Consider the following 24,547-nt stretch of genomic DNA (forward strand, 5'->3'; position numbering starts at 1 on the left):
GAATATTTATGGTTAAGAAAAAAACAAAAACAAAAGTAAAAAAAGAAAATCTAGGTGGAAAATCTAAAGAGACAGCTAGAGAAAAAATGATTGGGCAACATATCGGTTATAGATATGACGTTAACCTATTACCTGATTATAAGAAGATGACTCCATTCTTAAAAAAATATGTAGAAGCTATGGGATGGGATGATCTTAACTGGTTAGAAGATATTCATATGGGTTATGAAGAGGATAGACCTGCTGTATTTTGTAGAAATGCAAATGGTTGGGTTACAATTCCAAAATCAATCAAATTACCAAATAACCAACAAGACAGAGACATGATTGCAAGAGAGCTTTTAGTTAAGTTTCAAATGTCTAAAAAGCACCCTCTTGTTGATTTGAAAAAAGCTTACCTTAAGTTTTAGTCCGTCAATCAAAGGTTGATTATTTTTTTAAATATACCGTCATTGCTTATCTATTTAAGCGCTGTATAGTTTGTCACACCTATTAAAATCTCATAAGCTTTCCTAAATTAACAAGGAGAGAAAGATTATGGATGATCAATTAGGTGCTCTTACAGTAATATTTACAGAATTTTACTACTGGGTAACAGTAGTATTAATGTTCCTGATTCACGTCGGGTTTTGTATGTATGAAGTTGGAGCCTCGCGTTATAAACATCACCAACACACTTTAATGAAAAATACCATGGTAATACCGCTAGTAACGGTAACCTGGTTTTTCTTTGGTTGGTGGATTTACTGGGCATTCCCAACAGGACCGGGGATAGCTCCATCAATAATGAATGAGAGTTCAGCATTAATTACTGACGAAAGTACTTTTAGTGCGAAATGGTATGTAGCAAATACTGAATTTATGGCAGTTAATTTAGGTGACCGTATAAGTGGAGTATTCTGGGCTGCATTCTTACTATTTTCATGGACAGCTGCTTCAATTGTTTCTGGAGCAATCATTGAAAGAATTACAACTTTTGCATTTGGTATTTTAGCAATTGCAATTGGTTCGTGCTTCTGGGTAATTGATGCTGCTTGGGGATGGCACTTTGATGGATGGATGCTTAAAATTTTAGGATATCATGACGCTTACGCATCAGGAGTGATTCACGCAATTGCGGGTGGGTTTGCTTTAGGTGTTCTAATCGTTTTAGGACCTAGAATTGGAAAGTTCTCATCAAGTGGTGAACCAAGAAATATAGGACCAAGAAACCCGTGGCTAGTTACAGTTGGATTATTTTTAATCTATACTGGTTTCTGGGGATTTTATGCGGCATGTAATATACCGATATTTGATCTTGGACCTGAGTATGGAATGGAAGGTGTAACGTACTGGACAGCAACAAATATATATGTAACCCCAACCACACTGAGCGGAATAACCTATAACTTTCTGATGTCATTATCAGGTGGATTATTGGCTGGATACGTGGTCGCTAAAGGTGATCCATTCTGGACTTACTCAAGTGGACTAGCTGGGATCATCTGTGCATCTGCAGGTAATGATTTGTATCACCCAATACAAGCAATGCTTATTGGTGCGATCGGTGTTATTATAGCATACAAAATGCATTACTGGGTTGAACGTAAGTTCAAAATTGATGATGCAGTTGGTGCAGTAGCAGTACATGGTTATGCAGGTGTTGTTGGTCTTATAATTTGTGGATTTGTTTTAAATGGTTACCCAGCATCTGGATATAATGTTGGAGCTATGTGGGACGGATCAACTTATGCATCAATCAATCCACTGGGACAATTCCTTGGAGCAATTATAATGTTCGGAGTTCTTGGAATGCTACCAGGCTACGTTATTGCTAGAATACTAAGCGCTTTTGGTAAATTAAGGATACCGCGTGAAGTTGAAATAGCAGGACTAGACTATGAAATAATGGAGGACGATAGAGAAGCTGAAAAAGCGGTCGCCTCTTCAACTAGGTAAAGGAGAAAAATATGGCTACAGTTACAAACTGGATAGATCATTTAAGTGCAAAAGAAGTTGTCGGAGCAGTTTATCCGGGAGCTGGATCCACTGAAACTTTACTGGTTATTCTTGGTGTAGTTTTTTGGATTGGCTGGCATGTTTTGACTGCTAGATCTGAGAGTGAAAAACTCTCAAGATTGGCTAGAAAAAGACATGGTGCTAATGATCATAAAAGCAATATTACCGACTGGTAATAAAAAATAAACTTTGGGCACTACATAATTGTGGTGCCCTTTTTTATATAGAAATTCAATATGACTGAAAATAATAACGAGGATCAAAGACCAAGCAAAATGATTGGTGTAGTTTTTCCAAAAGCAAAGTATGGGGTTATTGCAGCTATAATAATTATTATTGGTGGAAATTTAATTTATTACAAGGAAGCTATTTTTTATTTTTTAAGATAATGGCAAAAAATTTATCTAAAATTGCTAAAGTAAAAAAGATTAAATACTTTTTAATTAGCTTTGTAGATTTATTTGGTATTTTGAGATCAAAATTAGTCCCAACTGAAGCAATTGGAGAAATGCAAAAAAATGGTGCAGGCTTTGCTGGCTTTGCAACATGGCTAGATATGTCACCTGCCGATACAGACATGTTTGCTATTCCAGATCCAGATAGTTTAATTCAATTACCTTGGAATAAAGAAGTTGGTTGGCTTGCATCAGATTTATGGATGGGTGGGAAACCTGTAAAAGCATCCCCAAGGGTTATGCTTAAAGAGCAAATAGCTAAATTGAATAAAAAAGAATTACAAATGAAATCTGGGGTAGAGTGTGAATATTTTTTGATTTCCCAAGATGGTTCAAGTATTGCAGATCTACGAGATACTCAATCAAAACCTTGTTATGATCAATCAGCATTAATGCGAAGGTATGATTTAATTAAAGAAATTTGTGATGCTATGATTCAAATGGGGTGGCATCCATATCAAAATGATCATGAGGATGCTAATGGACAGTTTGAAATGAATTGGGATTATGATGATTGTTTAATTACAGCAGATAGACATGTCTTCTTTAAATATATGGTAAAATCTTTAGCAGAAAAACATGGGCTTAGAGCAACATTTATGCCAAAACCTTTTAGTAATTTAACTGGGAATGGTTGTCATGCTCATGTTTCTCTTTGGAATAATGACAAGAATAAATTTTTAGATACCAGTGATAAACTTGGCATAAGTAAACTTGCTTATAATTTCTTAGGGGGTGTAATGAATTTAGCCCAACCACTTTCTGCATTTTTTAACCCAACAGTTAATAGCTATAGGAGAATAAATGCACCACCAACAAAATCTGGTGCAACATGGTCACCAAGTAGTATTTCTTATACAGGAAATAACAGAACACATATGATTAGAGTGCCAGATGCAGGTCGATTTGAGTTAAGATTGATGGACGGTTCATCTAACCCCTACTTACTTCAAGCTGGTATTATTGCTGCAGGACTTCACGGTTTAAATAATAAGATTAACCCTGGTGAAGCATTAAATTGTAATATGTACACTGATTACAAAAATTACCCAAATTTAAAAAAATTACCCAATGAAATTGAGGATGCTTTAAATTTTCTTCAAAATAGCAAAGAACTTAAGGAAGCATTTGGAGATGATGTTATAACAAGTTACATAAAATTAAAAAATATAGAAATTAAAGATTTTAATAAAGAAGAAAAATTTGATAAGAAAAGCTCAGTAACTCACTGGGAAAAAAATAGCACTCTTGATTGTTAATAAAAATGAAATCAATCCTTCAGAAAGACCTTTGGTCCATTACATCTTTTTTAGAAAATAAAGAGTATAACTTTAATAAAGAAAATATACTCACTCAATTACCAGAAAAATTTATAGATGAAGCAATATTGGCCATATCTAGTTGGGATAACTACGCTCCTACTCCACTAATTAAATTAAACAAATTAAATGATGAACTAAAAGTCAAAAATATTTACTACAAGGATGAAGATAAAAGATTTGAACTTAAATCATTTAAGGCATTAGGTGGAGCTTTTGCTGTTTACAAAATTGCAAGTGAAAAAAAGAACATAACAGTTTCGACAGCTACAGCAGGAAATCATGGAAGATCAGTTGCATGGGGTGCTCAAAGATTAGGTTTAAAATGTAAAATATTTATAAGTGAATTTGTTAGCGAGTCTAGAGCTGAAGCCATGCGCAATCTGGATGCTGAGGTTATTAGAGTTAAAGGGAATTACGACAATTCATTAAAGGAATGCATCAAACAATCTAATGCAAATAATTGGGAAATTGTACAAGATGTGTCTTGGGAGGGTTACAAAGAAGTACCAAAATTGATTATGGCTGGGTACACAATAATGGTTAAAGAAATTTTAGATGAAATAAACTCAAATTTGATAACACACGTATTTCTTCAAGCAGGTGTTGGAGGAATGGCAGCGGCAATGATTGCTGGCTTTGCAAAATTATCTAAAAATATCCCAAAGTTTATTACTGTTGAGCCAGAAAATGCAGATTGTGTATTTCAAAGCATTAAGAATAATAAACCTACAACTGTTGATATAAAAAAAGAAACAATAATGGGTGGAATGTCTTGTGGAGATGTTTCAAGTATTGCCTGGGAAATTTTAAAAAATTCTACTGACTACTGCTTAACCATACCGGATGAAGCAATCTCAACTACTGTTGCACTACTAGCAGAAAAACATTTATCTGATGAAAAAATAATAGCTGGTGAATGTGCTGTGCCAGGTATAATTGCGTTAATAGGCTCATTTAACAATAAAGAATACTTAGATAAGTTAGAGTTAAATGAACAATCAAATGTACTTTTATTTGGTTGTGAGGGTTTAACTGATAATGCAATGTACCAAAAAATACTAAGCGATGGATTGCAAAAAATCTAAGTAAATATGACAAAAAAAGCCATTGTTTGGATAAGAGAAGATTTTAGAATTGAAGATAATGAAGCCTTAGCTATTGCATCTCAAAATCATGAGTTTGTAAGTGCTCTTTATATTTATAACCCAAAAAATTTTGATAAAAAAAGAGAAGCTCAAAAATGGTGGGTCTCTAAAGCTTTAGAAAATTTTGAACTAGATCTAAAAAAGTTAAATATTACATTGGAAGTTCAATTAGGTGATGAACTAGAGATATTGTCAAATTTGAAAAAAAAAGATGATGTTACTGTTTATTGGAGTAAAGTGTATGAACCTGATGTAATTAATAAAGGTAAAAAAATAAGAGATCAATTCATTAAAAATGAAATTCAATATAAATATTTTAAAGGAAATATTCTTGTAGAGTTTCAGGAAATGACTAAAGATGATGGTACACCTTATAAAGTATTCACTCCTTTTTGGAAAAAAACTGAACAACTTTACATCTCAAAAATACCTTCTAAACTTATAAAAGTTAAATCAAAGGGAAAAAAAATAAATATATTTAAAAAATCAATTCCTATAAAAGAAATTTTACCTAAAAAAGATTGGTATAAGAAGTTTGAGAAATACTGGATACCATCTGAACAAGAAGCTAAAAAATATTTACAAGAATTAATAAATAATAGAATTGAGGGGTATGGAGAGGCACGAGATATTCCAGGTGTTAATGGAACCTCAAAGTTATCTCCTTTCTTAAAATTTGGCCAAATACATGTAGAAACAATTTGGAAGAAATGCCAAGACATTAAAATTAAAAAAATGGGATATAGAAAGTATATTAATGAATTAGGATGGAGAGAGTTTTCTCATAGTTTAATTAATTACTTTCCCCAAATGCTGAAAGGCAATCTTAGAAAAGATTTTGATAATTTTCCTTGGGTTAAAAATGAGAAGTTTCTTAAAGCTTGGAAAAAAGGTATGACAGGATATCCCATTGTTGACGCTGGGATGAGGGAACTGTACGAAACAGGATGGATGCACAATAGGGTACGAATGATTGTTGCTTCATTTCTTGTAAAACATTTAAGAATTCATTGGAACGAAGGTGAAAAACATTTTAAAAATTGTTTGGTTGATTATAATGAAGCTAGTAACGTTGCCCAATGGCAATGGGTTGCAGGTTGTGGTGCTGATGCAGCTCCTTATTTTAGAATATTTAACCCTATTCTTCAGGGTGAAAAATTTGACAAAGATGGAATTTATACAAAGAAATGGGTTCCAGAACTTAAAAACATGCCTAATAAATTTTTATATAAGCCATGGGAACTAGAAAGTAAATACCAAGAGCAGATTAAAGTAGTTGTAGGTACAGATTATCCAAAACCAATTGTAGACCACGCCGAGGCAAGAAATGCTGCATTAGACGCTTTTAAAACAATTAAGAAAAGCTAATCACCTAAATAATGAAGAACAATCAATCTTTTTTGTTTCTCAATTCTGTGTTCAAAAAGATATAACCCCTGCCAAGTTCCAAGTATTAACTCATTGTTTTTAACACTTAAAGAAATTTGATTATTGGTTAACGAGGACTTAATGTGTGCAGGCATGTCATCTTTTCCTTCAGTTGTATGGATATAAAGGGAATCATCCATTGGCACGAGCTTATTAAAAAAATTCATTAAGTCAGTTTGAACATCTGGGTCAGCATTTTCTTGTATTATTAATGAAGCACTAGTGTGTTGAATGCTTATATTGATAATTCCATTATTAAACTCATTATCATTAACCCATTGATTAGTTTGGTTGGTAAATTCGTAGAGCTTCTGTCCATTTGTATCTAATTCTAAATTAAAAAATTCTTGTCTCATAGCTTGTTATATTTGATAGATGTTAATTCATATAATCGACTAATAGTTCTTTTAAATATTTTTTTTAAATCCTCTGAGGAACTTAATAAATCTAATTGCAATTGAGATGATATCATTAAAGGTATATTTTTTTCATAAAGAATATCAATTAGTGTAATAAATCTTTGTTGTTGATTAGAATTATCAATATTAAAGATAGGAATATTTTCTATAACAATAAAACTACACACTTCAGCTATTTTTATATAATCCTCTGCTCCAATATTTTTAAAACATAATTCTTTAAAGTCAAAACGTGCTATTCCATTAAAATAATTCTTAATATTAAACTTTCTACCTTTAATAATTAAGGTCATTTCTTTGTGGGGAAGATTTTTTGTTATTTTTCTAAAAAACTTATTAAGTTTAAAATTTATTGTTTCATTTAATGGAAAAAAATATCTTTCATTTTTATTTTTCGAGGATTTTCTATAATCTTCTTCAATAATTAACTTTGCTTGAAAACATCTTTCTTTCATTATCTTAATAAAGGGAAGAAATTGATCTCGTTGCAATCCATCTTTGTAAAGATCATTTAATTTAGCATTTGATGTAAATAAAACTTTTATATTTTCATCAAATATTTTTTTGAATAAGCTGCCCAAAATCATAGCATCCACAATGTTGGTAACCTGAAACTCATCAAAATAAATTAACTTGGATTTACTTTTTAGTTTTTTAACAAATCTATCTATAATATTTTCTTGGTTATTTTCTTTATTTTTAAAAACAAAATCATGAAAATTAATCATAAATTCATTAAAGTGAAATCTTTGTTTAGTTTTATCAAAATTATTATAAAAAAAATTCGATATCATGGTTTTACCCACACCTACATCACCTTGTAAATAAAATCCTGTTTTAGAATTCTGCTTAGTAAATATTTTTTTTAAAAGTGATTTCCTGAAGTTCTGATTGTAAAATAAATTTAGCTCTTCTATTAGATCTTGTTGATCAGGATTAATTTCTAAATTATTTTTTTTACAATAATTTAGAAATAATTTATTTAAATTCATTTTTTTGTTTTAAAATCTATACCATACTCTGACCTAGGCCCTTTTCTTAATCCAAAGGGTCCAGATATAAACAGTGTAAGAGGTTTTGTTCCTGGTTTAAGATCAACTCTATGCAAATTATTTGCTGACCTAAAACCAATATATCCAACTGATCGCCAAAATCTTCCAGAACTTGATGTTTCCCAATAACCTTCCCTTAATATGATAGTTATATATGGAAATGTGTGGTTATGGACACCTTCCCCATGATCATCAGCTAACATTTCATGTAATAGAATATTAAATGGAAACCATTTTGGTCTATGTCTTAATAAGACATAATATCTATTCATCCAAGGTTTGGCTTCGTTAAATTTGGGGTGAGAAGGTCCTCGATCTAAAACAATTTTTTTTCTTCCTAATTTATCAAGTAACTTAAGAAACATTATTAATTAAATTTAATAATAGAACCATTACTTATTAAAAAAAGATTATTTTCATTTATAAAGGGCTGTAAAATTTTGCCTCCTGAGATTTTTACTACATTCAAGATATTACCTTCATTACTATTTACAATAATTAATTTTCCATCACTATTAGTTAAGTATATTTTATTCAAAGCTATAAAAAAACCTGTTGGTTTTATCTGTTTTCTTTTTTTATCTTTATAATCTTTAAATAAATCATTAATTCTAATTATATTTCCTAATTTTTTATCAACTACATATAAATATCCTTTTTCAGATATAGTTATTACAAGGTTACCAATAATGACAGGTTTAAGGTCTGAACTAATTTCAGTTTTCCAATTAATTAATCCTATTGCAGTATCAATTGAGTAAAATTCATTTTTATTATTAGAAAAGAATATTGTATTTTCATTAATCACCAATTCTGAGCTTGATAATTGAAATGCATTTTGACTAATATTATTATTTTGTGTGGGTAGCTGCCAAACAAGTTGGCCAGATTTTATGTCTACAGCTGTGACATCACCAATAGAATTATTAAAATAGATATTCTTTTTATCAAGAACAATGGATATCTTTGTATTTGATTTTGTTAAAGACTCTTCAGTCTTTAAATTCCATATTTCTGATCCATCTTGTATTGATATTGATCTTAGAATATTTTTATAATCAACCACATAAAAAACATCATCTTTAATTTTAATGTTAGAGTTGAAAGGAACTATATTTGTTTTTGTCCATAATAGTTCGCCTGTATCAATATTAATCGCATAATATTTCGCCACATCATCTGTTACGATTAATATATTTTTTTTTACTGCAAAATTTAATCTTGGTTTAATTTTCTTTTCACTCTTATTGTAAAAATTATTTTCCCATACTATTTGTTGGTTTTCATCATAAAAAATTATTGCACCCTTATTGTCATAAAAAACTAAATTTTTATTATAAAATAAAGGATTAGGATTTATGAAATCAAAATCATTAAATTTAGAGAAATTATATTTTCCAATTTTTTCTAAGACACCTTCATAAGCTAGCTCACCCATGTCATTTTGATTATTCAAGCTATTTTGATTAAACTTTCCATTAGATATTTTAACGTAAAGATTTGAATTAAACTCTTCTTCCAATCTTGCTTGTTTAGTTAAAATAGTTTTAGTATTTTCAATTTTAGAAGGGTCTTTGTTGTCTTTATCCCAAAAACCTACTTTTTTACTTGCTGAACAGTTATTTAAAATAAGAAAGATTAAGACTGATAATAATACTTTATTCACCCAGATCTCTATTTAATCTCTTTTGTGACTCAGTTTTAATTGTCCCATTAGCATTAGGTAAAACTAAAATCTGGTTAAAAAACTCTTTAGCTTTTTGTTTTTCACCTTTTGAGTAAAAAAATTCTGCCAGTAAATATAATGCGTGCGATTTCCAAATACTTTCGGAATTAATCACTGGATTAAGTATTTTTAATAATTCATTTTCACTTACAAAGTCTGAATTAAACAATGCTTTTTTATATATAATTAAATTCTTGATTTCATTTTCAAGGTTTGTTTTTTCAATCAATTCATTAAATAGGGTATTTATCTCTTCATTATTCTCCAATAAATTATTGTCTAACAAATGGTATAAGGCTAGTGGAGAATATGTTGCATCATTACTTTTTACAACGTTGACCATTTCGTTAATTGTTTTTTGTTTATTATCTGAATTAAGACCTATTAAAGCTAAGTTATATTGATTTGCTAATTTAATTTTGGTTCTTTCTTTAGATTTTTCAAATGAAAGATACCCAATTATAATTACTAATATTATTGAGACAGTTATTATAAGTTTTTTTTTATTATTTATAAAAAAATTCCTTATTCTTTCATTTCTTGTGTTAGAATCGATGATTGTAATTTCTTCGTCCATTTTTATATCATATTCCTTAATACATATTGAAGTATTCCACCATTTTTATAATACTCTAATTCGTTTTTAGTGTCTATTCTACATAGAGTTTTAATTTTTTTAATATCTCCAGAGGCATATTTTATTTCAACCTGAACATGATCTGATGCATTTATACCCTCTTCTATTTGAAGAACAGTTATTAACTCTGATCCAATTAATTTTAAGTTTACCCTATCGTTTCCTTCAGTAAATTGAAGTGGTAAAACGCCCATTCCAATTAAATTAGATCTATGAATTCTTTCAAAGCTTTCTGCTATTACAACTTTTACACCTAATAACTTTGTTCCTTTGGCAGCCCAATCTCTTGACGATCCTGTTCCATATTCTTTTCCACCTATAACAGCAAGGTCTGTTCCTCTTTTTTTATATTCCTCTACAGCATTATAAACTGGCATCACTTTTTCTTCTGGATAAAGTTTTGTAAACCCACCCTCTGTTCCAGGCGCCATTTCATTTCTTATTCTAATATTTGCAAAAGTTCCCCTCATCATTACTTCATGATTGCCTCTTCTTGATCCATAGGAGTTATAATCTGCTGGAAGTATTTGATGTTCCATAAAATACTCACCTGTTGGGCTTTCTTTTTGTATATTTCCTGCTGGAGAAATATGATCAGTTGTAACCATGTCTCCTAAAATTAAAAGTGGTCTTGCATCTTTAATGGGCTTAAATCCCTCTGGTTGATCTGGTAAATTTTCAAAGAATGGTGGTTTCTTTACATAAGTTGAGCCAGAATCCCAATTGTAAATACTTGTATTTTCAGTTTTAATTTCTTGCCACTGCTTAGGGCCATCTGAAATATTTGAATACCTTTTAACAAACATCTCTGCGTTAAGAGACTCTTTTAATGTGTCTTCAATTTCTTTATTTGATGGCCAAATATCTCTTAAAAATATATCCTTACCATCTTTGCTTTTTCCTAAAGGTTCCTTGTATAAATCAAATTCCATATGACCAGCAAGTGCATAAGCTACTACAAGTGGCGGTGAAGCTAAATAATTAGCTTTTATATGTGGAGATATTCTTCCTTCAAAATTTCTATTTCCTGATAAAACTGATACAGCGTAGATGTTTTCCTTGTCTATGGCTTGAACAATTTCTTCCTGTAAGGGACCTGAGTTTCCTATACAAGTTGTGCAACCATATCCAACCAGATTAAACCCAAGTTTGTCTAAAAATACATTTAGTCCTGCTTTTGCTAAATAGTCAGTAACCACTTGTGAGCCTGGCGCTAACGAAGTTTTTACCCAAGGTTTAGTTTCTAAACCAAATTCAACTGCTTTTTTTGCTAACAACCCAGCTCCAATTAATACATTGGGATTAGAGGTATTAGTACATGAGGTGATAGCTGCAATTAATATTGAACCATCTTTAATTTCATAATCTGTTCCTGATACTTTTGAAATATGTTGTTCTTTTCTTCTAGTTGCATCCTCAAAAACTTTTTTAAATCCAGTAGATGCATCTGTTAATAAAACTTTGTCCTGAGGTCTCTTAGGACCTGAAATAGTTGGAACAACTGTAGACATGTCTAGTGATAAAGTGTCTGTAAATTCAACTTGATCATTAGCCCATAAACCTTGCTCTTTTGCATATTTCTCAACTATATTAACTGTATTCTCATCTCTTCCTGAGAATTTTAAATATTTTAATGTCTCTTCATCAATTGGGAAGAAACCACATGTTGCGCCATACTCTGGTGCCATATTCGCAATTGTTGCTCTATCAGCAAGAGTTAAATTCTTTAAACCTTCTCCATAAAATTCAACAAATTTTCCAACAACTCCTTTATCTCTTAACATTTTTACAACTGTTAAAACTAAATCTGTTGCAGTAGTGCCTTCTGGCATTTTATTTTTAACTTCAAATCCAATTACTTCAGGAATTAACATAGAAATTGGCTGTCCTAACATTCCAGCTTCAGCTTCTATTCCACCAACACCCCATCCAAGAACAGATAAGCCATTAACCATGGTAGTATGACTATCAGTCCCAACTAACGTATCAGGAAATAAATACTCCTCATCTTGAAATTTTTCAGACCAGACTACTTTTGATAAATATTCTAAATTAACCTGGTGACAAATTCCTGTTCCAGGAGGAACAATTCTAAAGTTATTAAATGCTTGTTGACCCCATTTTAGAAATGAATATCTCTCACCATTTCTTTTAAATTCAATATCAACATTTTTTTCAAATGAGTCTTTATTTGCTGATTTATCTACTTGAACTGAATGATCAATAACCAGATCAACTGCAGAAAGTGGATTGATAGTATTTGGATCTTTATTTTTCTCTTTAACCGCTTCTCTCATAGCTGCAAGATCAGCAACTGCTGGTATTCCTGTGTAATCCTGTAACAAAACTCTAGCTGGTCTATAAGCTATTTCAGTAGATGATTTTTTTGTCTTCAACCATTCTTTAATTGCTTCTATTTGATTTTTAGTAACTGATAGATCATCTTCGTATCTTAATAAATTTTCTAATAAAACTTTAAGAGATTTTGGAAGTTTTGAAATTCCATCTAAACCATTTTTTTCTGCTTCTGATAAGGAATAATATTTGTACTCAGTATCATTTATACTGATAGATTTTAATGAGTTATATGAATTTTTATTTCCTGGTTTCATATTATAAATAAAAAGTTGTAATACAGCTTAATAGAAGCAGTGACATAGCATAATTAAACAACTTAATAAATTTATCATTTGTCGCAAATTTCCTCATAAATTTACCTATAAGCACCCAAAAGATGATACTAATTATTGCAAAAACGAAAGCAACACCAATTACCCATAAAGAATAGTTTAAAAAATTATTTCCTACCTCAACATAAGTCGATACAGATATTATTGCAACGATTACTCCTTTTGGATTTAAAAATTGATAAATAAAAGTTTCAGCAAAACTTACAGGGTTGAGACTCTTTTCTTGAGTGCTAGTTTTAGAAAATGATATCCTGTAAGCTAAATAAATTAAAAATACAGTTCCTGTGAATATTAATGTTTTTTGAATTATTGGATAAAGCTTAAATATATTTATTAATCCAAAATTCACAATAGCAATCATTGTAGTGAATCCAAAAATGACCCCTAACATAAGTGGTATAGTTTTTTTTATTCCATGGTTAAAACCTGAGTGTGAAGCAACAATATTATTTGGTCCAGGCGAACAACTGGTTACAAACATAAACAAAGAAAGTGACAAAATTTCAGGATGCATTTTTATGCAATAGGTAATCCGTTTTCAGATTCTTGAGAAGGGTGAACTAATATAACTTTACCTTCTTTATCAATCGAACCTAAAATAAGAACTTGTGAAACTACACCAGCAATATTTTTCTCAGGAAAATTACAAATACCCACAACTTGTTTGTCTTTTAAATTTTCTTCGTTGTAATAATGGGTAATTTGCGCAGATGATTGCTTAACACCTATATCTTTTCCAAAATCCACTTCAATTACTAGTGATGGTTTTCTAGCTTTTTCATTTTTTTTAACCGATATTACAGTTCCAACTCTAATATCTATTTTATCAAAGTCATCATAGGTAATTTGTTCTTTCATATATTTAATATATAATAGTTGGTAAATATGAGTACAGAAAATAATTCAGAGCTATTGTATGATAATTCAGTTCAAATTTTAACTGACTTGATAGCTTTTAAAACTATTTCAGGAGAAGATAATAGCTCATTAATTGATTATTGTGATGATATCTTAAAAAAGTTAAGTGCTACTTCTTTTAGAACTTATGATGATGAAAAAAAAAGAGTAAATTTATTTGCTACACTAAAAGCTAAAAATTCAAATAATAAGAAGCCAATTATTTTATCAGGCCACACTGATGTTGTTCCTGTGTCAAAGGGTTGGAGTTCTGATCCTTTTATTGCAACTATTAAAGATGATAAATTATATGGGAGAGGTTCATGTGACATGAAAGGTTTTATTGCTTGTGCTTTAGCTTATGCACCTGTTTATTCTAAATCAAATTTAGATAGAGACATTCATTTTTCATTTACATTCGATGAAGAAACGGCATGTCAAGGTGCGCCTATACTAATAGAGGAATTAAAAAAAAGAGGTATTAAGGATGGTATTTGCATTATTGGTGAACCAACTAATATGAAAATTATTGATGCTCATAAGGGATGTTATGAATACACAACTTATTTTAAAGGTTTAGCGGGGCATAGTTCGGCACCTCATAAAGGCGTAAGCGCTGTTGAATATGCATCACGATATGTAAATAAATTAATTGAACTTAGAGAGAAACTTAAAAGTAGAGCACCTAAAAACTCTATTTTTGACCCGCCTCACTCTACCCTTTCTATTGGTGGTGTGTTTGGTGGCATTGCTCACAATGTAATAGCAGACAAATGTCATGTTAATTGGGAAACACGACCAGTTGTTAAAGAAGATGGTGTATTTTTAAATCAAGAAATTGATAAGTATGCAAATGAAGTGTTATTACCTGAAATGAAAAAAGTTTTTCCTAATGCCTCAATTGAAAAAGATATTATTGGTGAGATAGTTGGGTTTGATAGAGAAGATAAGTCAGATGCTTGTGAATTAATTTCAAGTTTGACAGGTGATAATTCTAGACAAGTTGTTTCATTTGGAACTGAAGCGGGCTTATTTCAAGAAATTGGGATTAGTACAGTGGTCTGTGGCCCAGGTTCAATTGATCAAGCACATAAAATTGATGAATTCATAATTCTTGATGAACTAAAAAAATGTTTAAATCTACTTGAGGGAATTAAAGATAACTCTATTGTAAATTAGTCGTTCCAGCCACTTACTACTTTAACTTCCAAATATTCTTCTAGACCCAATTTTCCAGCTTCACGGCCAATACCTGAATGTTTGTATCCACCAAAAGGAGCGTCTGGAGCTAAACCGGCACCATTAATATCAACCATTCCTGATCTTAATTTTCTAGCAACACGATTAGCTTTTTCTTGATCTTGAGTTTGAATAAAATTTAATAATCCATAAGGAGTATCGTTTGCAATTTCGATTGCTTCTTCCTCTGTTTCAAAAGGTATAATTGATAAAACTGGTCCAAATATTTCTGTTCTTGCAATTTGCATTTTGTTATTAACATCTGCAAATGCAGTAGGTTTAACAAAATAACCTTTGTCTAACCCTTCTGGTTTGCCCATTCCACCAGCAACTAATTTGGCACCTTCGTCTATACCAACTTGAATTAACGCTTGGATTTTATCAAATTGAGCTTTTGAAACAACAGGTCCAATATGATCACCTTCTTTTGTTGCAACATCAACCTTCATTGAGTTAGCAAAATTCTTTACTCTTTCAACTGTCTCATCATAAATTGATTTTTCAACCAACATTCTTGTTGGAGCATTACAAGATTGTCCAGAATTTCTAAAACATCTAAGAGCACCTCTTTCAACAGCTTCTGCATCTGCATCTTTGAATATAATGTTTGCTCCTTTTCCACCAAGTTCAAGGCTAACTCTTTTAAAATCACTTGCTGCATTTTGAGAGATTAAAGCACCTGCTCTAGTTGAACCTGTAAATGAAACCATGTTTACATCAGGGTGACTTGTTAATGCATTTCCAGTAACCGCACCATTTCCATTTACTAAATTGAAAACACCTTTTGGTAATTTAATTTCGTCAATCATTTCTGCTAAAATCATCGATGATAATGGAGCTATTTCAGATGGCTTAAGTACCATTGTACAACCCGCAGCTATAGCTGGTATTACTTTTAAACAAGTTTGATTCATCGGCCAATTCCATGGAGTAATTAATGCACAAACTCCTTTTGGCTCATGTAAAATATTGTTATTAAGAGCATGTTCTCCTAATTTTGCCTCAAATGTATATTCTTTTAAAACTTTTATATAAGATTTTATATGACTAGCTCCAGTTCCAGCTTGTAGTTGAGTTGAAAAGTCAATTGGCGCTCCCATTTCAAGAGTTATAGCATTAGCCATATCAGCCCATCTTTTTTTATAAACATCATACAAAGCTTCTAAATATTTTAATCTCTCTTCTTTAGAAGAAAATGCCCATGTTTCAAAAGCTTTAGTAGCAGCACTTACTGCATCATTTACATCTTCTACTCCACCTAAAGATATAACCGCACAGTCCTCTTCGGTTGACGGATCTGTTACGTTAAAATCATATGGTTTTTTTGGAGAAACCCATTCACCATTGATATAAAAATTTTTCTTATCTAGCATTTGCAGAAACTATCCTTTCTTTATGATTTTGCAAATAAATTTGTTAATTCATAAACAATTGTTGCTGCAGCTAATGAAGTAACTTCAGCATGATCATATGCTGGGGAGACTTCAACCACATCAGCAGAAACAAGATTTAAACCAGACAAACCTCTTAGAACATTGACCATCTCTCTTGTGGTCATACCAGCAATTTCAGGCGTACCTGTACCTGGGGCAAAAGCTGGATCTAAAACATCTATATCAATAGACAAATAAAGTGGATTGTTACCAACTCTTTTTCTAATTCTTTCGGCAATTTTATCTGTGCCTTGTGTTTGAAACTCATCACAGTGAATAATTTTAAAACCAAATTCTTCATCATTTTTAATGTCATCTCTACTGTAAAGAGGACCTCTAATACCAACATGCATTGAAGCATCATCTAAAAATAAACCCTCTTCTCTTGCTCTTCTAAAAGGAGTTCCATGTGTATAAGGAGCACCAAAATATGTATCCCAAGTATCTAAATGCGCATCAAAATGCACTAAAGCAACTGGGCCATTACATTTTTTATTAATTGCTCTTAATAATGGTACAGCAATTGTATGGTCACCACCTAAACTAATTATACCACCAACTTTATTTAATAAGTCTGTTGCTCCAGCTTCAATCTGTTTTATCGATTCATCAATACTAAAAGGATTACAGGTTATATCTCCAGCATCTGCAACTTGTTGCACCTTAAAAGGTTCAACATCATAACTTGGATGATAATTAGTTCTTAAATGTCTTGAAGCTTGTCTAATACTCATGGGGCCAAATCTAGCTCCTGGTCTGTAACTAGTGCCAGCATCAAATGGAATTCCAACAATTGCTACATCACAACTTTCAACATCTCTTAATTCTGGTAATCTTGCAAAAGTAGATGGTCCAGCAAATCTTGGGACTTTAGTTCCACTAACAGGTTGAATTGGGTTTTTATTTCTTTCTTTTTTCATTTATAAATAAAATGTACCACATTCTTTGATAATGGAATATCTTCTATCTTTATAATTATGAACTTAATAAGAGCTATTTTACTATTAATTATTTTTATTACCCCACTAAAAGCCAATACTATTTATAATCTCATCAAAATACCCAACTTAGAGATTTATGAAATAAATACTAAAAATAAGCTTAAATATTTTTATGCTGTCAGACCTTTTAGGTTAGGTACTCAAAAAAATGTTGTTTGTTCAGATTCAAATAAAAAAAATTTAGATGCAAAATATAAAATTATCCATAAAAATCTTAGTAGATATTCCTATGATTATTTAAAAAAAATTAATCTCAAATATATTGTTATGTGTGAAAATTTATCTATCTCAGAATTATATACAGCTGGCATTCCAGATAATATAATGAAAACATTAATACTAGATATTAAATTTAATGAAAATTACTTTGAAAGAGTAATTCATCATGAGGTTTTTCATATAATACATCTTCAACATAAAAGTATTTTTAAAGAAGAAGAGTGGATTAAATTTAATAATTCTAACTTTAAATATGCTGAATGTTCCACATGCACAAAAAAAATAAGCTTAGAGCAATACCAAGAAACAAAAGGTTTTTTCACAGAATATTCTAAGTCAACAGCTTCAGAAGATATGGCAGAAGTTTATTCACATATGATCTTTTTAAAGGAAAAGGAAATTAACCAAATTCGTAAATCAGACCCTATTTTAAATAATAAAATTTCATATATTGAAAATAGAATAAAAGAAATAGATAATTCTTTTACATTTTAATGATAAAAAAAATTAGAGCTTCTAAATCAGAAAAATTTATTTTTGTTTTTTTAATTTTATTAAGTATCACAACTTTCTGTACATATTTTATAGTCAAAAATAAATGTTTATTTGTCAAAAATATTGATCCAAAGAATATTGATTTTAAAAAACCAAATAATATTGCAATTTTAAATGTAGCTTGTGGAAATGTAATTATAGAACTTTACCCAAATATTTCACCTAATGCTGTTCAAAGATTTATTGCTTTAATTAGATCTAATGCTTATGAAAATATTGCTTTTCATAGAGTGATTGAAAATAAACTTATTCAGGCTGGTGACCTAGAGTTTGGAAAAAAAGGAAATTTAGATTATGGGAAAATTGGTACTGGAAAATCTGGTTTAGGAACGATTAAATCAGAAATCGATAATAATTTTAATTATACCAAAGGTAGTGTCGGATTAGCTCGAACATTTAAGAACGATACTGAAGACAGTCAGTTTTTTATAATCCTACAAGATGAACCATTATTTGAAGGTGAGTATACCCCTGTTGGTAAGGTCCTTTTTGGACTAGAAGTCCTAAAAAAAATCAAACATGGAAGACGCTCGGAGTATATATTGAGACCAGACTTCATTAATTCGTTTAAAATGCTTAATTAATAAGGCGTAAAATTTCAAGTTGAACCCATTTTAGTCAGTCTATTACTATTATTATTAGTTAAAATTTGATGAAGTGAGATTGTGAAAAATGTCCTAAAAAATACAATTAGGAAAAAAATTAATTTAAGTAGAAAAAAATTAATTGGACAACCATTAAAAATCTTAAAAAAAATTAATATAGAAAAATTAACAAAGTTCGCATCATCATCGCTAGCGGAAAAATATAAGAACTTCAAAGAAAGAGCTAAACAAAAAGAACTTCATAGAATCAAATTATTAGAAGAAGAAAAAATTAAGGAATTAAAAAAAGAAAAGTTAGAACAGGAAAAACAAAAAAATGAAGAAATAAGATTAATTAAACAAAATGAATTAAATCTAATAAAAGAAGAAAAACAAAAAATAGAGAACCAAGAAAAACTAAAATTAAAAATTATAAAACAACAACAGCAAATTGAAAGAAAAAAAATTAAACTTGAGGCTCAAAGGATTAAAGCTGAAGAGCAAAAACTAAGAGATGAAGAAGAGGAAAAAATAAGACAAGATGATTTAAAATTAAAAGAAGAAAAACTAAGATTAGAATTTTTTGAAAAGCAAAGAATAAGGCAAGAGCAACAAAAAGCTAAAATTGAAAATGATAAAATAATGGCTCTTGAGAGACAGAATGCCCGTGAAGCTAAACAAAAAATAAAAGATGAGGAAGAAAGATTAAAAAATATTGAGATTGATAAACAAAAAAAAGATGAGCAAAGATTAAATGAAGAGGAACATAAATTAAATTATCAAAAACAAAAACTGGAAGAAATTGAACAAAATATCAAAAAGATTGAGGTTGAAAGATTAAGAGAAAAAGAAATAAAAATATTAAAAGAAGCTGATGAGTTAAGAGAAAAAGAAAAAAATCTTAGACTAAAAGAACAATTAGAAATAGAAGAACTTAAGGAATTGAGACTAAATGATCTCAATCAAAGAAAGGCTGAGGAAGAATTACAATTAAAAGAAGAAGAGATAAAATTAGAAAATCTAAGGGAACAAAAAATAATTCAAGCCAGAATTCTTGAAGAGAAAAGAGTCAAAGATGAAGAAGAGAGAATAAAAGAATGGGAAAGAAAATTTGATAAGGAGCAAATAGTAAAAGAAGAAGAATTGATTAAAAAGTTTAATGACCAATTAATTAGAGAAAAAGCAGAAAGTGAAAAGATAATAGAATTTAAAAAAGAAGCAGTAATAGAAGAAAAGAAAGAAGAAATATCAGAAAATGAGGTAAAGAAAGAAGAAGACGAAAGATATTAGTTAATTAAAGGTTTTCCTGTTGCTAGTGTGTGTTTAATTCTATCTCGTGTTTCTTTTGTTTCGACTAATCTCATAAATGCGTCTAATTCTAATTTAAATAAATCATCTTCCGATAAAATTTTATCAATAGTTGTGTCTCCACCACTCAAAACATGGGCCAATTCTTTTGCAACCGTCACACCATGATCACGAATTATTTTTTCATTATAAAGTTTTTCTACAATTTTATTCATTTCTATAAAAACTTCTTTTCCTGGTAGGTTAAATTCTGTTTCTAATGGAGCTTTAAATTCTTTATTGTCATCTAATATTTTTTTTGAAACTTCTAGTAAACTATTTCTATTCATTATCTTTTTATCTTCAGGTTTTAAATATTTCAATGGCTCTGCTTCAACTGGTGAAGTTGCAGTTTTTCCATAACCAATAATATCAAACACTTTAAGAGGTGCGTAATGAGGATCTTTTTTAGCCTCATCGGTATCAAGCCATCTTGCCAACATTTCCTTACATCCCCCACCAGCTGGAATTAATCCAACTATCGTTTCCACTAATCCAACTACAATATTTGTATGTGCGGCTACAAAATTACTTTGAACCATAACTTCAAATCCGCCACCAAGTGTTAACCCTGATGGTGCAGATACAACCGGATGATTAGAGTACTTAAGATGTTTGCAGGTTTCTTGAAAATATCTAATAAATTTTTCTATGGATTGAAAATCATTCTTATTTGCAAAATCCATCATATAACTCAAGTTTACTCCAGCAGAAAATTGCATACTTTCATTTATTATAATCAACGGTTTATCTGTAGCTTTTTTTAAAGCATCCATTGAGTCATAATCTAGAGCATTTGCTTTAGTGGTAAACTCAACAATATTATAATCATTAAATCTATATATTTGAGCTGAGCTATTTCCATCCACACTTATTGCTTTCTTTTTAGCTTTTCCAAATGTTTCAATGTCAGTATATTTTTGTCTAGATCCATAAAAATTTTGATTTCTGTTTTGAGATAAATTTTCTAAAAAAATATTTCCTTTAATGTCATCAATCTTATCAAAAAAAGTTTCAACTCCAATTTCTTCCAACATTTCAAACGGACCTTTAGTCCAGTTAAAACCCAACCTCATTGCTTCATCAATATCATTAAAATCTTTTGTAATTGACGGAACTAAAGAAGAGGCATATTTAATAATCTTAGAAATAACTGACCAAGCATACTCACCGTACTTATCTTCTTTTGAGATCAATTTTCTAAGATCTACTTTATCTGATTTAATATTAATCTTTTTACTTGCTGAATATTCACCAGTTTCAAGATTAATTGCTTCCATAACTTTAACTTCACCAGTTTTATTAACCCTGTAAAACCCACCCTTGCCTTTTCGACCTGTGTACCCAGTTTCAATTAACGTCTTTACTAAAGGAATTTCTTTTGCAACTGTTTGAAAAGGATCATTTTCTGGTAATTCTTTAATAAAACTTTTTAAAACATCGGCCATTAAATCAATACCAATTAAATCATAAAGACCAAACACACCTGTTTTTGGTATACCCATTGGTCTTCCAAAAATTGCATCAGCTTCTTCTATCGTTAGTTTCATTTTAAAAGCCTCCGTCATTGCAACTTGCATTGCAAAAACACCTATTCTATTTCCTAAAAAACCTGGAGTGTCATTACAAATAATCGCACCTTTTCCAAGTTCTGTTTCACAAAAATTTTTTAAAGAGTTTATTTTATCTAAATCATTATTTTCATTTTTAACTATCTCTAATAATCCCATGTATCTAACTGGATTAAAAAAGTGGGTAATGCAGAAATCTTTTTTTTCTTCTTCTGATAAATGTTCAGATAAGACTTTAATAGGTATAGATGAAGTGTTTGAGGATACTATTGCACCTTTTTTTCTTTCCTTAAATATTTTTTCATAAATATTATGTTTGATATCTATTCTTTCAACAACAGCTTCGACTACCCAGTCAGCTTCTTTTACTTCATCAAAATTATCTAAAATATTTCCTACTTTTATGTTATTTATTTTTGATTTATCTAATAAAAGTGGAGGTCTTGATTTGTGAATTTTGTCTCGTGCTTGCTCACTTATTTCAGTTTTTAAATCTAATAAAGTTACTGGAATATTTGCATTACATAAATGTGCAGCAATACCGCTACCCATAGTACCTGACCCAATAACTACTACTTTTTTAATTTCCATAAGATTTAAAAATTGAAGAACTATTTATAATAAAAAAAATGAACTTAGTAAATAAATTACCTGTTAATTCCTCTTAGTCTTTCAGACCTTCTTCTTAAAAGTTCTGCACTAACTAGAATTAATGTAGACATTATAATCAAACAAGTTGCCACAGCCATTATTGTTGGACTTAACTGCTCCCTTAAACCAACCCACATTTGAATTGGAATAGTAGTGTTTTCTAGTCCTGCTAAGAATAATACAACTACGACTTCATCAAATGAAGTTACAAATGCAAATAGTGCACCAGAAATAACACCTGGTAAAATTAATGGTAATGTTATTTTCATAAAAGTATTTACTGGATTACTTCCCAAACTTGCAGCAGCTCTTGTAACACTATGATCAAAACCTGTTAATGTTGCTGTTACTGTAATAACTACAAATGGTGTTCCTAAAATAATGTGTGCTAAAATTATTCCTGTATGTGTTGCAGCTAAACCTACTTTTGCCATGAAGAAAAATATTGCTGTTCCTGAGATAATTAAAGGAACAATCATTGGTGATATCAATAAAGCCATGAATGCTGCTTTATATGGCATATGTCTACTACTTAGACCTAATGCTGCAACCGTTCCAAGAATTGTTGAGCCAATTGTTGCAAAGAAAGCAATAATAATACTATTTTTTGCAGCAAGTCCCCATGGATTTTTAGTTCCATAAATCATGTCCTCATACCATCTTAAAGAAAAACCATCTGGATCAAGTGCTAACATTTTTGCTGAAAAGTGAATGTATTGCTCGGCATTAAATGAAAGTGGTAAGATTATAAACAATGGTGCAATTAAAAAGAAAAATACTAATCCACAAACAGTTAAATATGTGTAGTGCCAAATTCTATAATTCCATGCTGTATAAGTTGGTAATGACATAATTTATCCTAGTTTAATATTATCTATTCCTACTAATTTATTATAAATCCAGTAAATAGTTAAGACACCAACCAACAGCATTGTGCCTAATGCAGCTGCAAATGACCAATCTAAAGAACTTTTCATGTGATAAGCGATCGTATTACTAATTAAAGATCCACTTGCTCCTCCAACTAATGCAGGAGTTATATAATAACCTATTGCTAAAATAAAAACTAACAAGGATCCAGCACCAATTCCAGGAACTGTTAATGGAAAGTAAATTTTTCTAAATGCTACAAATGGTGTTCCACCTAAAGATTTTCCAGCTCTCATTAAGCTTGGAGATATTGTTTTCATAACACTGTAAAGCGGTAAAACCATAAAAGGTAATAAAATTTGAGTCATTGCAACAAAAGTTCCAATTACATTATACATTAACTCAGGCCTATTATCGTTTGCTGCAAGTCCAAGAAATACAATTAAATCATTAATTGGGCCTTGCTGCTGAAGCAAAACCATCCAACTTGAGGTTCTAACTAATAGTGATGTCCAGAATGGAAGAAGTACGCATATCATCAGTAAATTACTATATTTCATAGGTAATGTAGCTAATAAGTATGAAATTGGATAAGCAAGTATAAAACAAAATATAGTTACCCAAAAAGCAACTTTGAGAGTTCTTAACCATAGTATCTTATGAATTCTTCTATCTTCATCTTGTTGAATTATTTTTCCATCTTGATTAAACTTTAGATCCACACCTTTTAGATATTTAGCATAAGTCCAATTTGGTGCAGCATTCTTTAAAGCAATCAAATATTCAGGTTGGCCCCATCTCTTGTGAACACTTATAAATTGCTCTTTATAATTACCTTCTTCAAATTTTCCAAGTTTTCTAACTGTTTTTTTAATTAAGCTACTAAATCCACCTTTTTCATAATTCAGTCTTGCTATAATCTTACCATAAGTTTTTGTCTTTTTTAAATATGCTAAATCTTCATAAAGTGCTGCATATACTGGTTCATCAGGTAAATCTTTACCATCCCATTTTTCAATCGCTGTAAAGGTATTTGGTAGCATTTTAGTGATCATTCGATCGTCAACACTTCTAAATAACATGTCACCTATTGGAAAAACATATGTAATTAAAAGAAACAGAAATAATGGCCCTACAAGAAATAGTGCTTTTAACTTATTTTTTCGCTCAGCTTTCCTTAAACTTACTTCTAGAGGTAGTCCATCTGATGATAATATTTGTTCTGAACTCATATTTTAAAATTCTTAAAAAAAAAGGGCGGTTATTATGTAACCGCCCTAATATTTTATAATAAAAACTTAATCTATA

Annotated in this window: 24 protein-coding genes; 11 read left to right on the top strand and 13 right to left on the bottom strand. The window is 30.3% G+C overall.

The features are described 5' to 3' along the window. Positions 1-8 precede the first annotated feature (8 nt). From AC5YGC_RS05080 to AC5YGC_RS05110, 7 genes are all read left to right on the top strand, one after another. The gene (locus AC5YGC_RS05080; protein ID WP_271482723.1) at positions 9-410 is read left to right on the top strand and encodes a hypothetical protein; all 402 of its coding nucleotides are present in this window, start codon (positions 9-11) and stop codon (positions 408-410) included. Positions 411-537: 127 nt separating this feature from the next. Continuing rightward, positions 538-1,938, top strand: coding sequence for an ammonium transporter (locus AC5YGC_RS05085; protein ID WP_496139162.1), 1,401 nt, complete (start codon positions 538-540; stop codon positions 1,936-1,938). Positions 1,939-1,949: 11 nt separating this feature from the next. Next, on the top strand, positions 1,950-2,174 hold the full coding sequence (locus AC5YGC_RS05090) for a hypothetical protein (protein WP_415277903.1): 225 nt from the start codon (positions 1,950-1,952) through the stop codon (positions 2,172-2,174). A 60-nt stretch (positions 2,175-2,234) separates the two neighbouring features. Beyond that, complete coding sequence (locus AC5YGC_RS05095) at positions 2,235-2,387, top strand: hypothetical protein (protein ID WP_496139163.1); 153 nt, start codon at positions 2,235-2,237, stop codon at positions 2,385-2,387. Beyond that, positions 2,387-3,712: a type III glutamate--ammonia ligase gene (gene glnT / locus AC5YGC_RS05100; protein ID WP_496139164.1), complete on the top strand. Its 1,326-nt coding sequence runs from the start codon at positions 2,387-2,389 to the stop codon at positions 3,710-3,712. The genes AC5YGC_RS05095 and glnT overlap by 1 nt, the downstream gene beginning before the upstream one ends. Positions 3,713-3,717: 5 nt before the next feature. Then, positions 3,718-4,860, top strand: a complete 1,143-nt coding sequence (locus AC5YGC_RS05105) for a diaminopropionate ammonia-lyase (RefSeq protein ID WP_496139165.1) — start codon at positions 3,718-3,720, stop codon at positions 4,858-4,860. 6 nt (positions 4,861-4,866) lie between these two features. Then, a complete protein-coding gene (locus AC5YGC_RS05110; protein WP_502313999.1) occupies positions 4,867-6,288 on the top strand; it encodes a cryptochrome/photolyase family protein in 1,422 nt (473 codons plus the stop codon). On the opposite strand, the gene AC5YGC_RS05115 is transcribed toward AC5YGC_RS05110, so the two are convergent. From AC5YGC_RS05115 to AC5YGC_RS05150, 8 genes are read right to left on the bottom strand one after another with little or no spacing between them, the layout of a single operon-like run. Continuing rightward, a complete protein-coding gene (locus tag AC5YGC_RS05115; protein ID WP_496139168.1) occupies positions 6,285-6,704 on the bottom strand; it encodes a secondary thiamine-phosphate synthase enzyme YjbQ in 420 nt (139 codons plus the stop codon). The genes AC5YGC_RS05110 and AC5YGC_RS05115 overlap by 4 nt on opposite strands. Next, positions 6,701-7,759 (bottom strand): cell division protein ZapE, encoded by a 1,059-nt coding sequence (gene zapE, locus AC5YGC_RS05120; protein WP_496139169.1) that lies wholly within the window; start codon positions 7,757-7,759, stop codon positions 6,701-6,703. The genes AC5YGC_RS05115 and zapE overlap by 4 nt, the downstream gene beginning before the upstream one ends. Continuing rightward, positions 7,756-8,184 (bottom strand): hypothetical protein, encoded by a 429-nt coding sequence (locus AC5YGC_RS05125; RefSeq protein ID WP_496139170.1) that lies wholly within the window; start codon positions 8,182-8,184, stop codon positions 7,756-7,758. The genes zapE and AC5YGC_RS05125 overlap by 4 nt, the downstream gene beginning before the upstream one ends. A gap of 2 nt (positions 8,185-8,186) precedes the next feature. After that, complete coding sequence (locus tag AC5YGC_RS05130; RefSeq protein ID WP_496139171.1) at positions 8,187-9,485, bottom strand: outer membrane protein assembly factor BamB family protein; 1,299 nt, start codon at positions 9,483-9,485, stop codon at positions 8,187-8,189. Continuing rightward, positions 9,478-10,122 (bottom strand): hypothetical protein, encoded by a 645-nt coding sequence (locus tag AC5YGC_RS05135; protein WP_496139172.1) that lies wholly within the window; start codon positions 10,120-10,122, stop codon positions 9,478-9,480. Before AC5YGC_RS05135 ends, AC5YGC_RS05130 begins: the two co-directional genes overlap by 8 nt. A gap of 2 nt (positions 10,123-10,124) precedes the next feature. Next, on the bottom strand, positions 10,125-12,794 hold the full coding sequence (acnA, locus tag AC5YGC_RS05140) for an aconitate hydratase AcnA (protein WP_496139173.1): 2,670 nt from the start codon (positions 12,792-12,794) through the stop codon (positions 10,125-10,127). Position 12,795: 1 nt separating this feature from the next. Beyond that, on the bottom strand, positions 12,796-13,386 hold the full coding sequence (locus AC5YGC_RS05145; protein WP_496139174.1) for a LysE family transporter: 591 nt from the start codon (positions 13,384-13,386) through the stop codon (positions 12,796-12,798). Between the two features lie 2 nt (positions 13,387-13,388). After that, a complete protein-coding gene (locus tag AC5YGC_RS05150) occupies positions 13,389-13,730 on the bottom strand; it encodes a tRNA-binding protein (RefSeq protein ID WP_496139175.1) in 342 nt (113 codons plus the stop codon). Between the two features lie 27 nt (positions 13,731-13,757). Here AC5YGC_RS05150 and argE point away from each other — a divergent pair, with 27 nt between their 5' ends. Next, on the top strand, positions 13,758-14,948 hold the full coding sequence (gene argE / locus AC5YGC_RS05155; RefSeq protein ID WP_496139176.1) for an acetylornithine deacetylase: 1,191 nt from the start codon (positions 13,758-13,760) through the stop codon (positions 14,946-14,948). On the opposite strand, the gene AC5YGC_RS05160 is transcribed toward argE, so the two are convergent. Continuing rightward, a complete protein-coding gene (locus AC5YGC_RS05160; protein WP_496139177.1) occupies positions 14,945-16,381 on the bottom strand; it encodes an aldehyde dehydrogenase family protein in 1,437 nt (478 codons plus the stop codon). The genes argE and AC5YGC_RS05160 overlap by 4 nt on opposite strands. Positions 16,382-16,401: 20 nt before the next feature. Beyond that, a complete protein-coding gene (gene speB, locus AC5YGC_RS05165) occupies positions 16,402-17,361 on the bottom strand; it encodes an agmatinase (RefSeq protein ID WP_415285968.1) in 960 nt (319 codons plus the stop codon). Positions 17,362-17,418: 57 nt separating this feature from the next. Here speB and AC5YGC_RS05170 point away from each other — a divergent pair, with 57 nt between their 5' ends. The 3 genes from AC5YGC_RS05170 (at position 17,419) to AC5YGC_RS05180 (ending at position 20,090) form a co-directional block, all read left to right on the top strand. Continuing rightward, positions 17,419-18,156, top strand: a complete 738-nt coding sequence (locus AC5YGC_RS05170; RefSeq protein WP_496139178.1) for a putative zinc-binding metallopeptidase — start codon at positions 17,419-17,421, stop codon at positions 18,154-18,156. Further along, positions 18,156-18,800, top strand: coding sequence for a peptidylprolyl isomerase (locus tag AC5YGC_RS05175; RefSeq protein WP_496139179.1), 645 nt, complete (start codon positions 18,156-18,158; stop codon positions 18,798-18,800). Before AC5YGC_RS05170 ends, AC5YGC_RS05175 begins: the two co-directional genes overlap by 1 nt. Positions 18,801-18,881: 81 nt before the next feature. Then, positions 18,882-20,090 carry a primosomal protein gene (locus tag AC5YGC_RS05180; protein ID WP_496139180.1) on the top strand — a complete coding sequence of 403 codons (1,209 nt, stop codon included), beginning with the start codon at positions 18,882-18,884 and terminating at the stop codon, positions 20,088-20,090. Here the strand turns inward: AC5YGC_RS05180 and AC5YGC_RS05185 are convergent. The 3 genes from AC5YGC_RS05185 to AC5YGC_RS05195 are packed head-to-tail and all read right to left on the bottom strand — an operon-like array spanning position 20,087 to position 24,471. Next, positions 20,087-22,309 (bottom strand): 3-hydroxyacyl-CoA dehydrogenase NAD-binding domain-containing protein, encoded by a 2,223-nt coding sequence (locus tag AC5YGC_RS05185; protein ID WP_496139181.1) that lies wholly within the window; start codon positions 22,307-22,309, stop codon positions 20,087-20,089. The genes AC5YGC_RS05180 and AC5YGC_RS05185 overlap by 4 nt on opposite strands. A gap of 56 nt (positions 22,310-22,365) precedes the next feature. Beyond that, positions 22,366-23,220, bottom strand: coding sequence for an ABC transporter permease subunit (locus tag AC5YGC_RS05190; protein WP_496139182.1), 855 nt, complete (start codon positions 23,218-23,220; stop codon positions 22,366-22,368). Between the two features lie 3 nt (positions 23,221-23,223). Next, a complete protein-coding gene (locus tag AC5YGC_RS05195) occupies positions 23,224-24,471 on the bottom strand; it encodes an ABC transporter permease subunit (protein ID WP_496139183.1) in 1,248 nt (415 codons plus the stop codon). Positions 24,472-24,547: the final 76 nt, after the last annotated feature.

Source organism: Candidatus Pelagibacter sp. uisw_138, from assembly GCF_059512485.2.